11 protein-coding genes are annotated in these 11,725 nt (G+C 62.6%); 6 read left to right on the plus strand and 5 right to left on the minus strand.

Annotated features, from left to right (window positions below; all coding sequences use genetic code 11):
* Nucleotides 1-139 precede the first annotated feature (139 nt).
* The 4 genes from DEHOM01_RS02835 to DEHOM01_RS02850 form a co-directional block, all read right to left on the minus strand.
* Nucleotides 140-757, minus strand: a complete 618-nt coding sequence (locus tag DEHOM01_RS02835; protein WP_061211415.1) for a response regulator transcription factor — start codon at nucleotides 755-757, stop codon at nucleotides 140-142.
* The gene (locus DEHOM01_RS02840) at nucleotides 754-1,974 is read right to left on the minus strand and encodes a sensor histidine kinase (protein ID WP_061211416.1); all 1,221 of its coding nucleotides are present in this window, start codon (nucleotides 1,972-1,974) and stop codon (nucleotides 754-756) included. Before DEHOM01_RS02840 ends, DEHOM01_RS02835 begins: the two co-directional genes overlap by 4 nt.
* An 88-nt stretch (nucleotides 1,975-2,062) precedes the next feature.
* Nucleotides 2,063-2,881 carry an ABC transporter permease gene (locus tag DEHOM01_RS02845; RefSeq protein ID WP_061211417.1) on the minus strand — a complete coding sequence of 273 codons (819 nt, stop codon included), beginning with the start codon at nucleotides 2,879-2,881 and terminating at the stop codon, nucleotides 2,063-2,065.
* A gap of 42 nt (nucleotides 2,882-2,923) precedes the next feature.
* Nucleotides 2,924-3,871: an ABC transporter ATP-binding protein gene (locus DEHOM01_RS02850; protein ID WP_061211418.1), complete on the minus strand. Its 948-nt coding sequence runs from the start codon at nucleotides 3,869-3,871 to the stop codon at nucleotides 2,924-2,926.
* Between the two features lie 202 nt (nucleotides 3,872-4,073).
* On the opposite strand from DEHOM01_RS02850, the gene DEHOM01_RS02855 reads away from it, so the two are divergent.
* Genes DEHOM01_RS02855 through DEHOM01_RS02870 form a run of 4 tightly spaced genes read left to right on the plus strand, consistent with a single transcriptional unit; the run spans nucleotide 4,074 to nucleotide 8,192 of the window.
* The gene (locus DEHOM01_RS02855) at nucleotides 4,074-4,916 is read left to right on the plus strand and encodes an SAM hydrolase/SAM-dependent halogenase family protein (protein ID WP_061211419.1); all 843 of its coding nucleotides are present in this window, start codon (nucleotides 4,074-4,076) and stop codon (nucleotides 4,914-4,916) included.
* 11 nt (nucleotides 4,917-4,927) lie between these two features.
* Nucleotides 4,928-5,524, plus strand: coding sequence for an ECF-type riboflavin transporter substrate-binding protein (locus DEHOM01_RS02860; RefSeq protein WP_061211420.1), 597 nt, complete (start codon nucleotides 4,928-4,930; stop codon nucleotides 5,522-5,524).
* A 9-nt stretch (nucleotides 5,525-5,533) separates the two neighbouring features.
* Nucleotides 5,534-7,369 (plus strand): ABC transporter ATP-binding protein, encoded by a 1,836-nt coding sequence (locus DEHOM01_RS02865; protein WP_061211421.1) that lies wholly within the window; start codon nucleotides 5,534-5,536, stop codon nucleotides 7,367-7,369.
* Nucleotides 7,359-8,192 carry an energy-coupling factor transporter transmembrane component T family protein gene (locus DEHOM01_RS02870; protein ID WP_061211422.1) on the plus strand — a complete coding sequence of 278 codons (834 nt, stop codon included), beginning with the start codon at nucleotides 7,359-7,361 and terminating at the stop codon, nucleotides 8,190-8,192. Before DEHOM01_RS02865 ends, DEHOM01_RS02870 begins: the two co-directional genes overlap by 11 nt.
* Nucleotides 8,193-8,250: 58 nt before the next feature.
* On the opposite strand, the gene pdxH is transcribed toward DEHOM01_RS02870, so the two are convergent.
* Nucleotides 8,251-8,934, minus strand: a complete 684-nt coding sequence (gene pdxH / locus DEHOM01_RS02875) for a pyridoxamine 5'-phosphate oxidase (RefSeq protein WP_061211423.1) — start codon at nucleotides 8,932-8,934, stop codon at nucleotides 8,251-8,253.
* A 550-nt stretch (nucleotides 8,935-9,484) separates the two neighbouring features.
* On the opposite strand from pdxH, the gene DEHOM01_RS02880 reads away from it, so the two are divergent.
* Together DEHOM01_RS02880 and DEHOM01_RS02885 are read left to right on the plus strand one after the other, a co-directional pair.
* Nucleotides 9,485-10,255, plus strand: a complete 771-nt coding sequence (locus DEHOM01_RS02880; protein WP_061211424.1) for a hypothetical protein — start codon at nucleotides 9,485-9,487, stop codon at nucleotides 10,253-10,255.
* A 74-nt stretch (nucleotides 10,256-10,329) separates the two neighbouring features.
* Nucleotides 10,330-11,718 carry a hypothetical protein gene (locus DEHOM01_RS02885; protein ID WP_156468293.1) on the plus strand — a complete coding sequence of 463 codons (1,389 nt, stop codon included), beginning with the start codon at nucleotides 10,330-10,332 and terminating at the stop codon, nucleotides 11,716-11,718.
* Nucleotides 11,719-11,725 lie beyond the last annotated feature (7 nt).

Consider the following 11,725-nt stretch of genomic DNA (forward strand, 5'->3'; position numbering starts at 1 on the left):
GTCTGTTTCCTCCACCCTCAAGGCCGTGAAACCGGCACCCCCTGCCCAGCTACCTGCTCAAGGAGTGCGTGCACCGTGGGTGTCCAGGGGCCCGCGGGCCTCGTGACCGTGTCGTTCTCGATCCGTACGGTCCGTTCAGTCATGATGAGAGCCAGCCCCGCTCGCGCGCCACGGTGAAGGCTTCGAAGCGGTTGGCCGCACCAACTTTTGCCATCGCGTTCGAGAGGTAGTTTCGGCAGGTTCCGGCCGCGAGGTGCGCTTCGGAGGCGATGTCGTCGATGGAGAGGCCACGCCCCGCTAGTTCAAGTAGTTCCCGCTCGCGGACCGTGAGGGGGCTGTCGCCCGCGTTGATCGCGAGGGCCGCTGTTTCGGGGTCGAGGTAGCGCCGCCCGGCGTGGACGGTGCGGATGGCCGCGGCGAACTCTTTCGCATCCGACGTTTTCGGGAGGAACCCCGCGATACCGCGCTCGAGCGCGCGCTTGAGGGCCGCGGGCCGTGCGTGGCTCGTCACGATGAGCACCTGCACACCGGGATGTTTCTCTCGCACGCGATGCGCAGTTTCGATGCCGTCGATCCCGCCAAGCTGCAGGTCGCACACGAGAACGTCGGCCCCGCGGGAGTCTCGCGCCCACCACTCGAGTATCTCCTCGCCCGAGCCGCACACGGTGGCGATCTCGAAATCCTCTTCGAGCCCGAGCAGGGTCGCGAGGGAAGAGGCAACGAGGGTTTCATCGTCGGCGATGGCGATGCGGATCATGCGCTCTCCTCGGGTGTGTGGGTGGGGGCGGGTCCGACGCTCGCCGGCCCCTCGTCGAAGCATAGTCGCACGGTGAAGTGCGGGGCGTCATGCTCGACGGTGATGCTTCCGCCCGCTGCGGCCACGCGGCGGCGGAGCGACTCGAGACCCGAGAGTGGGCCGGGGCTTTCGAGTGCGCCGTCGTTCGTCATAGCCACGCTGTTCTCGGCAAGAGTGAGGCGCGCCCTCGTGGCGTGGGAGTGGCGGAGGATGTTGGTGGTGGCTTCGCGGACGAACCAGGCGGCGTCCTCTCGACGGCCTTCGGGAACGTCGAGGGAGTCGCCGTCGACGTGGACGTTGATGCGCGAGGCGCCAAGGAGCGCCCGGGCTTCGGCGATTTCAGTGGCGAGATTGATGCGCCGGTAGCCGTGGGCGACGGCGCGCATATCGGCGGTGCTGGCCTTCACGAGTTCCTGGAGTTCGCGAAGTTCCTTCATGGCGTTCCTATCGCCACGGTCGACGAGGGCGATCGCCACCTGTGTTTTGAGGCTGATCGCCGCGAGCCTCTGGCCCATGGTGTCGTGAAGCTCTTGGGCGAAGCGGAGTCGTTCCGCGCTGACGTGGAGTTCGGCATCGAGCTGACGGGCGCGGTCAGCGTCGCGCAAAACGTCGAGGCCCCAGAAGGCGGAGAGGGTGGCGGTGAGGAAGATGAGGGGAATGCAGATTGACGTGAGGGCGGTGCTGGCGTCAATCCTGAGCTGCGTTGCGCACGTGAGAAGGGCAGTGACGGTGACGGCGAGCCACTTGTGCCGCATCCACGGCGCGTGGGCGAGTGCAAAGAGCGCGGTGCACAGAATCGCGTAGACGCTTGCCCACGCCCCGATCGAAACGGGCGCGAGGACGGGCACGAGGATGCACACGATCCAGCTCACGAGCACCAGAATGAAACTGACCCTCGCTCCACGTGCGCGTCCCCGTCTTTCAGGAAATAATTCGAATGCGGGTTCGCGTAGGAGAGTGATGCTCACGAGGAGCGTGAGGGCGGCCGTGCCGACTGCCCACAGCAGAGGTGTGAGGCCCGCATGCTTCGAGGTTGTTGCCGTGATACTGGGGATGGCAAAGAGGAACCAAGTGAAGACTGCCGCAAGCGCGACGGACCACTTCGTGTAGAGCGCGTATTTCTCCATGCTACGAACGCGCGCCGGTTCTGCGGTGTGATTGCCCGTGGCGGTGCTCATGCGGTGTCCTCTGTTCGTTGGCGGAAAAGGGGAAGCTGGCGGGGCCGAGAGAAGCCCCACCAGTGTCCCACGGGTCGTAGCCGGCGGTTTACCGGTTAGATTCCCACTTCATGACCCTCGGCACGAGCACGAGGAGCGCTACGGCCCACAGGGCGAGCATGAGCATGGGGGCGGTTGCTGCCGCGAGCGCCGCGCCAGCGTCGAGCGGCTCGAACCCACCGGTGACCGTCGTTCCCGACCATGCCAAGTGTGCGAGGTCTCCCATGAGGGCGAAGGGCGTGCGGTCGATGATGCGCGTGACCTGTTCGGGCATGAGCGCGCGGAAGGTGCTTTGGGAGGCAATCGCGAGGATCATGACGGGCAGCGAGGTGATCTGGGCGGCTTCGGCGTTGATCGTGAAGGCACTCGTGAGGAATCCGAGTGCCGCACTCACGGCGATCCCGCCGAGGACAGCGACGATGAGAGGAACGACGTTGACTGGTGCGGGAGCACCGAGAACGATGAGGAGGATCAGGGCGAGCACCATCAACACGACGGCGAGGAGGGAGCTCGGGGCGGCAATCGCCACGAGAATATCCGAGTCCTTCGCCTCTCCGGTGCGCAGCCGCTTGAGGACCTTCTCGTCACGCCGAGTGGTCGACATCGAGAGAACCGAGTAGTACACGACGAGAAGCATCGTCATAAGCACCGACGTTTCGAGCGCGAGCGAGGCGGCGAAGGTCTTACCGCTGCTCGCGGGAGTGGACACGAACATGATGACCGTGAGGCCAAGCGGGAAGAGAAGCGCCGTGAACAGGAGAGTGGGGTTGCGCAAAAACTGCGTGAGCTCGGCGCGCGCGAGGGCAATCGTGCGGGAAAGGCGGCTCGAGCGGGGTGTGGAATGTGCTGTGGCTGTTGCCGTGGTCATGGGGTGTCCTTTCGGTAGAAGCTTTGGTGACTACTGCGCTCGTCAGTTCTGCTCGCCTGCCACGCGCATGAAGACGGTCTCGAGGGATGCGGGGGTCGCCGAGAAGTCGCGCAGGGCGAGGCGCTCACTCTGCGCCCACTGCAAAATGGCGAGCGAGTGCTCCTGAAGGTGATCGGTTCGCACCTCGTACGTGGAGCCGGAGCGAGTGACCTGAGCGCCGGCAAGGGCGGGAGGCTGAGGGGCGGTGGAGGCGTCGGTGGCGTCGGACCCCTCCCCGATGCCGAAGCGGATCACCGATGCTTCCGTGGAGACGATGTCTCGCAGGCTGCCTTCGAGGACGATCGCTCCTCGGTGCATGATCCCGATTCGATCGCAGAGGCGCTCGGCTTCCTCAAGGTAGTGGGTCGTGAGGATCATCGTGACCCCTTGCGCTTTGAGGTTCTCAAGGAGCTTCCATACGCGGCGGCGAGATTCGGGGTCGAGGCCGGTTGTGGGCTCGTCGAGGAAGAGGATCGAGGGCTGCCCAACGAGAGCGCACGCGAGGTCGAGGCGGCGCTGTTCACCGCCGGAGAGCGAGCCGACCTTGACCTTCGCGCGGTGCGTAAGGTCGACGGCGTCGAGGGCCTGCTCCGAGGGCATCGGCCGCGAGCAGGTTCCTGCCCACATGCGAATCGTTTCAGCGACGGTCAGTTGGGTGGGGAGGCCGCCGGATTGGAGCATGGTCCCCGTGTGGGGGCGAACGTTCGCGCGGTCTTTCGTGGAGTCCATGCCGAGGACCGATACGCTCCCGCTTGTGGCGGGTGCGAGGCCTTCGATGACTTCGAGAGTTGACGTTTTGCCCGCGCCGTTCGTGCCGAGGAGGCCGTAGACCTCGCCTTCGGTGACGTGAAAGGAAATGCCGTCCACCGCGGTGAAGGCTTTCTTTTTCTTCGCGCCCGCGTAGGTGCGGGTCAGGTTCGAGACGGTGATGGGGGTGTGTGCTGTGTTCATGTCTCCACTCTTCGCGATCGCTCGCGAACCCAGTAGTGGAAAACGTCAGGAGCTTCGCTGGGTTTTGTCACGCGTGCGAATGACAGATGTCAACAGGCTCCGCGCGGCGGTGTTCACATTTCGCCACGAAGCTTCATGCCCCGTGCCTTGCTCGCTATCCTTGTGGGGGTATCAGCGCAGGTGAACAGAGGGAGGGTGCGCGGTGAAACCGCTCGTTCTGCAATCGGATTTCGGGTACGTCGATGGAGCCGTGAGCGCGATGTACGGCGTCGCCACGGGCGTGCACCCCGAACTGCGCATCCACGATGTCACCCACAACATTCCTCCCTATGACATTTGGGAGGGCTCCTACCGCCTTGCGCAGGTCGTGTCGTATTGGCCCGAAGGCACGGTGTTCGTTTCGGTCGTGGATCCGGGTGTCGGCTCGGATCGCTTGAGCGTGGTGGCGCGCACGTTGACCGGCCACTACGTCGTAACCCCGAACAACGGCACCCTCACTCACATCGAGAAGCTTTTCGGGATCGAGGAGCTGCGCGAGATCGACGAACACTTCAATCGGCGCGAAGGTTCGGCGCATTCCTACACGTTCCACGGGCGTGACATTTACGCGTTTACCGGCGCGCGGCTCGCGAGCGGAACGATCACGTACGAGCAGGTCGGCCCGAGCCGCGAGGTGAGTGAGCTCGTGACACTCCCGGTGCTTGCACCGAAGATCGAGGGCAACGCACTCACGGGCACGATTGACGCGCACGATAACCGTTACGGCTCGCTGTGGACGTCCATCCCGCGCACCTTTTTTGAAGAGGCCGGCATTTGCCACGGCGATTACGTGCGCCTCACCATCACCCATAACGGGCAAACCGTTCACGCGACGAGCCTCGTGTATGCGCCGAGCTTCGCGCACGTCGAGGTTGGCGAATCGCTCATCTACGTGAATTCCCTTGATCGCGTGGCTGTCGCGATCAATCGTGGCTCGTACGCGAATGCCTTCCACCTCGGGCGCGGCAACAGCTGGCACGTCGCGTTCGAGAAGGTCGAAAAGTAAAGGATCCCCTCATGTCTACTCCCGAAACCCCCACGTCCAGTGCACCGCTACCCGTGACCCGCAAGGTCTCTCCCGTGACGCAGGTCGTCGCCATCGGTATCGGTGCCGCCCTCTTTTTCGTCCTGAGCCGCTTCGTCGCGATTCCCGTCCCCGTGCCGAATCTTGCGATCACGTTCCAGTACGCCTTTCTTGCGGTTCTCGCGGTCCTGTACGGCCCGTACGTTGCGGCCATCGCCGGCTTCGTGGGGCATATTCTTGCCGACGCCACCGGCTACGGCATTTGGCTTTCGTGGGAGATTCCGACGGCTGTCTTTGGCCTCATCGTGGGCTTCTTCATGCTTCGCAACCGCGTAAACGAAGGGGAGTTCCCGCGCCGGGATCTCGTGCGCTTCAACCTCGCGGTCATCGTGGGCCACTTCGTTGCATGGGGCATTCTCGCGTGGATTCTGGACGTGACGCTCATGGGCGAACCGTTCGACAAGGTCGTCGTGCAGGGCCTCGTGGCCTTCGTGACGAACGCGATTCTCACCTGCGTGTTTGGCTCGATCATCCTCGCGCTGTATGCGAAGACGCGCACCCGCTCGGGTTCGCTCGAGGTGGGCGCTTAAGCGTTCCGCATGGCTCTTTCCTCCCATTCGCCCGAGGCGAACCGTGCCGCTCACGCCATCGTGTTCGATGACGTGAGCGTGCATTACCGCACCCAAAAACTTCCCTCGGTCGAGAACGTGAGCTTCACGATTGGCTGGGGTGAGAAGGTCGCGATCGTGGGGCCGAGTGGCTCGGGAAAGTCGACCCTGCTGCACGTGATGAACGGTCTCGTGCCGCATCGCTTCGAGGCAAGCGTGAGTGGCAGCGTGAGGGTCGGTGGCGTGGATCCGGTGCGTGCACCGCTCGTGCGCACCGCCGGTGTGGCCGGCACGGTTCTCCAGGATTCCAACGCGCAGTTCGTCGCCCTCACGGTCGCGGAGGACATCGCCTTTTCGCTCGAGAATCAGGAGGTTGCGTCGGGCGACATGCCGGGCATCGTCGAGCGGGTCGCCAAGCGCGTGGGCCTCACGGAGCTTCTTGAGCACTCGCCGCACGAACTGAGTGGCGGGCAAAAGCAGCGCGTCGCCGTCGCGGGCGTGCTCGTGGACGACGTGCCGATTCTCCTGTTCGACGAGCCGCTTGCGAACCTTGACCCGGCGACGGGTCGCGCGATGATCGAACTGGCTGACGACCTCAATCGGGAGAGCGGTGCGAGTGTCGTCATCATCGAGCATCGTCTCGAAGAAGTGCTGCACAGGGGGGTCGATCGGATCCTCATGATGGCCGGCGGCCGCCTCGTTGCCGATACAACTCCGGATGAGCTCGTGACCTCCGGTCTCCTCAACGAGCACGGCATTCGCCGCCCGCTGCACCTCACGGCCCTCAACTACGCGGGGATCGAACCGCCAGCGTCGGCGCACCCCGCTCGGCTCGAGACCCTTCGCCTGAGCGAGAGCGAATGCGCACGGGTGCGAGAGTGGGGGCGTGAGCAGTGGTCCGCGAGGTTCGGCTCGGTTTCGGCTCAGGAAATGCCGGGGGAGGGGTCCGACGCCACCGCGGTCATTAGCGTGCGCAATCTTCACGTGGTGCACGGCCACGATAAAGACCACGAGGGCGTGCACGCGCTGCGGGGAATCGACCTCGAGGTGCGGCGCGGGGAGATGCTCGCGATCCTCGGCAACAACGGCGCTGGAAAATCGACGCTCGCGAGCGCGATCACGGGTTTTGCGAAGCCGAACTCGGGCACCGTCGAGGTGCTCGGCGACGACGTTCTGAACTTGAGTATCGCCGAGATCGGCACGCGCGTGGGCTTCGTGCTTCAAGAACCGGGCCACATGATCTCGAAGCCGCTCATTTTCGACGAGGTCGCGCTCGGCCCGCGCGCCCACGGCCTTGACGAGGAAGAGGTGCGCCGGCGCGTGGAATCTGCCCTCGAGACGTGCGGGCTCGCCCCGTTCAAAACCTGGCCCGTGAGCGCCCTCAGTCACGGCCAGAAGAAGCGCGTAACGATCGCGGCCGCGCTTGCGCTCGAGCCCGAAGTCCTTATTCTCGATGAGCCGACCGCGGGCCAGGACTTCCGCCACTACACGGAGTTCATGGAGTTCATTCGCGGCCTCAACCGTGCGGGCACGACGATCCTGCTCATCACGCACGACATGCACCTTGCCCTCGAGTATGTGCCGCGCGCCGTCGTTTTGAGCGACGGGGAGATCATCGCGGATTCTTCGCCCGCGCGAATCCTCGTCGACGATGACGTGACGACGTGCGCGAACCTCGTGCGCACGAGTCTCGATGCGCTCGCGGCAGCCGTCGGACTTCCCGTTTCCACCGGTGACGGCGGCACCCAAGAGTGTGGCCGCAGCGAGTTTGTCGAGGCCGTGATCGCGGTTGATCGCGAGAGGCGGGAGGTGGGCGATGCCCGCTAAGTCCGTGCTCGGGTACGTCGATCGGCCGGGCTTCCTGCACCGAGTCTCGGGGCTTTCGAAGCTTATGCTCGCCGTCGCGAGCGTCGTGGGTGCGCTCGTGGGATTCGATGCGCGTTATCTTGCGGCGATGCTCGTGCTCAACATCGTGCTGTGGGTTCTCAGTCGCGTGAAGCTGCGCGACCTCGCCGTTGTGCTCGTCATCATTGCCGGCCTGATGCTGCTCAACAACGTGTTCATTTTCCTGTTCGCGCCCGGCTATGGAACCGAACTGTACGGCACGCGCACCGTGCTCGTGAACGGCCCGTGGCACTGGGACATCACGAGTGAGCAGCTTTTTTATCAGCTCGTTGTGACGCTCAAGTACTTCGCGGTGCTTCCACCCGTGCTTTTGTTCATTGCGACGACGCGCCCGCCTGAGTTTGCGCAGTCGCTGAACCGCATCGGCGTTCCCTACAAGATCGCCTACTCCGTCTCGATCGCTCTTCGGTACATCCCCGATATTCAGCGTGATTTCGTGACGATCTCGAAGGCGCATCAGGCGCGCGGCCTCGAGACCTCGTCGAAAGCGGGTATCGCGACCCGCGCCCGCAACATCGTGGGCGTCATCATCCCGCTTTTGCTCGGCGCCTTCGACCGCATCGAGGAAGTGGCGAGTGCGATGGAGCTGCGCGGTTTTGGGCGCGGCAAGCGGCGCACGTGGTACGGCAAAAAGCCCCTGACGTGGCGAGACTGGCTCATCATGGCCCTCTCCTTCGCGGTGCTCGCGGTGCCGATCGTGCTCGCGATCGTCAATGGTGGAAGGTTCTGGAACCCCTTCGCCTAGAAGAAGAGGCTCGGCTGCCGCGCAGACAGCCGAGCCCCACAAAGTGCACCTTCGGTCCTCACGGAGCGAGGCGGTCGACCTGCCAGCGGCCTTCTTCCGAATCCAAAGCCGTGAAGCGGATGCGGTCGTGCAGGCGCGAAGCGCCACCCTGCCAGAACTCGATGACGTGCGGGGTGAGTGCCCAGCCGCCCCAGTGCGGCGGGCGGGGAACGTCTTTGCCGTCGAAGCGTTTTTCAGCGCGCTCGTTTGCGAGCTGGATGTCTTCGCGTGAGTCGATGATGTCCGACTGCGAGCTTGCCCAGGCGCCGATCTGCGAACCACGCGGGCGAACCGCGAAGTAGGCGTCGGATTCCTCGGGGCTGATGCGGCGCACCTTGCCCTGGATGCGCACCTGGCGTTGAAGCGGCAGCCACGTGAAGTTCAGGGCGGCCTTGCGGTTCACGTCAAGGTCGTGTCCTTTTTGAGACTCGTAGTTGCCGAAGAACACGAACTTCTCGTTCTTGTGTTCCTTGAGCAGCAGCACGCGCGAATCCGGCCAATCCGTTTCCGGGTTGATCGTCGAGACGACCATCGCATTCGGTTCGAGCACATCGCCCTCGCGGTCGCGACGCTCGATCGCGTCTCTCATCCATTCGTCAAACAGTGCGTGCGGGTCGTTGCCCGCGAGCGTTTTGGTGAGTTGGCCCTTCGTGTAATTCACGCGTTCCGCGCGAAGATCGGGCGCACTAGCCTTCTCGTTCATGACCTCTCCTCGAAACTCGATGCGGATCGTCCTCGATCCCGATCTACCACTCTAGCCCCGCCCTCTGGTCACTTCCGGGGACTAAGGGAAGCGTCAATGCTCGAGCGCCTCGAGTGTTGAGGGGCTAGCAAAAGGAACTTCCGGAGCGAACCGACCACTAGACAGATAGTGCTTGCACGCGGTCACGATGGAACGCGCTAGGTCTGTCTGGTTTCAGCTCAAGAAAGGGCCAGCACCCGAAGAACACGATAAAGAGCACGGCGTATGGCGTAAGCCACTGGGGGGGGGTAGAATTCTCGCTGTCTGAATGATGTTCCAGGACGAGGGGGACTGTTGTGAAGCGTAGACATGCAAGGCGCTTAGGGGCCATCGTTACGGGGGCTGGTTTTATGGCAACATCCGCCTATGCGGGATCTTCCTCTCAATGTTTGGTACGACGGCTGCGCGTCGTACCAATCGAAAACTTATGCTGGGCGTCCTGCCGAGAAGTGGCGCAGTAATTAAAACGGCGATGTGAACTGTGATTCGGCATGCTTCAGGAATGGCGCCCGTGAAAAACCTTGTCAAAACTTCCACTTTTCTTATGTCAATAGTTGTCCTATTGAGTCCCAGCGTTTTTATGGAGGTCTCCCGCGCTAATGGTGCGGTCGCCGATCAGTTCTCCCTATTCACATTAGGGATATCGGATTTTCTGCCCTTCTTCATGCCAATTTTTGCCGCCCTGCTGTACGCGCCAGTGGTGATGCAGGAGGTCGGCACTGGGGGTGCGTGGGGGCCTATCATGGCAAGGCGAGGGCGCAGCCCCTACGTTGTTCGCCACGCGGTTCGCGCTGCGTGCGCTGGTTTTATCGTCTTCGCGGGAAGTGTCGCTCTCGTCGCTGTCATGTCATACGGAATCCACCCGCACCTCATCCCCGTCGATTTCTTCAACCCTTTCGGTGACGATCTTGAACCGGTAGCAGAACGTCTAACATTCTCGCAGCTCTATGCCGTCTCCCCGGTGCTGTACTTTGCATTCCAGTCGATATGGGTGGGGATCGGCGGTGCGGCATTATCGACGCTGGCAGCGGTAGGAGCGATGTTCTTTGAGAATCGATTTGTTGCACTCCTCTGGCTTCCTGTCGTCGTGCTTCTCTCCGAGTTTGTCGCGGGGGCTCTTCGGGTTGACCACTTCAGCCTTATACGATCATTCATTCCAACTGGTGTCACCCAACAAGATCCTCTCATCCCCGTGGTCGTAGGCCTTGTTGTTTTCCTCATCGCTGGAGTCGTTGCTGCTTATGCCGCGTTCTCAGCGAAGCTGCCGAAGGCCTTGTGCTGATGGGGGCTGTGAACCGTTTGCGTCCGGTAGCTGGGTGGGGGCTCATCTGCGGGATGTGCGCACTGCTCGCTATCGTGACGTCGTCGCAGCCCCTGCTCAAAGGCGACGTCGATTTCGATGCGGTCGTCGGCATCTCGCTGTGGGAACGAGAGCTTGCCTTCGGGCAAGACCCGTACTACTTCCATTACTTTCAATGGCCTCTGCTCATTATTCTGCTTTTGCGGCAGTGTGCCTTTGTGGCGAACCCGCTTGCGTTGTCTCGTTTCGGGTCAAAACGGCACGGACTTCTTGCGCTGTGGATGCGTGGCGCCGGGATAGCAGCGCTGCTCGGAGCGAGCAAATTGTTAGGGGTCTTGGCGACGTCGTCTGGATACACGTGGCGCATGTCCTGGACCCCGGAAGTGCTCTCTTTGCAGCCGGCGACAATATGGCAGGGGATTCTGCAGCCCTATGCCAGTCGACACCTAAGCCCTGTGGCCTGTATAGCGTACGGAATCGCGTTCGAGGTCGGGCTCGCTGGGCTTGCGGCGACCCTACTAGGGGTCCTTATCGTGAATACTCGAGTGAAGCCATGGATCCCTGGGGTCGGGGTAGGTTTTGTGCCGCTTGTGCTCGCCCATGTATGGCCGTTTCCGCAGTGGAGCAATCCCGATGTGGCCCTTGTGCCCTTCGCGGGTGTCGAAGCATTTGGCGCCCTATGGTGTGTTCCGCTTTTCTTCGCCGCCGCGACGATCCTGACTATTGGTGTGAGTGGATCGTCAGTCTTGATGCGCGCTCGGAAAGTCTTCGTGCGGACAGGGCCGTTCGGATTTTGGTGTATCGCAACCGTAGGTGCGGCGACTCTCATGAGTTTCTTGCGGCCCGACGGTGCCGACCTTTTCATGTATCTCACTTACGGTTCGGCGCGCGAAGAGTTTTCCTTTACGGCATGGTTCATGTACATGGTGCTAGTCTTCGGGGCTTCGTATGCCGCGCTCGTACGTTTTGCGGGTGAGACGGCACCCGCGGCATCGCTGGTGGCGATCCGCACGGGAGACCCGTGGAAACTCTTCACTCGCACAATAGGGGGTTCGCTTGTCACTGCGATCACTGCGCTGTCCCTTGTGCTTGTGTTGCTCGGTGGTGTTTCAAGCAGCATGGCTCATCACCCCACGGAGCTCTTGCCAGCCCTGCAGGTATGGCTGGGCTCGATCGTGACCGTAGTGGCGACGACATTGCTCTCAATGGCTGCTGCGTGGAGGTTTGGGTCGATGGCGGTAGCCGCCATAACTTTGGTCGTATGCGCGGCGCTCACGCTGCCGTGGTTGAACCCGCTGTGGCCGGCCCCATTTGCCCTGGGCTTTTATGGGGCCTTTCCGGCTACGGCAGGTGCCATTATCGTAACGGCGACAGTAGGAGTCGCCAGTGTTGTGTTTCTCCGGTTCGTGCTGAGCAATACCCGTATTCCTCAGTTTGATTCATGATTGTAGA

It is taken from the genome of Dermabacter hominis NBRC 106157 (assembly GCF_001570785.1).
Lineage (GTDB): Bacteria > Actinomycetota > Actinomycetes > Actinomycetales > Dermabacteraceae > Dermabacter > Dermabacter hominis.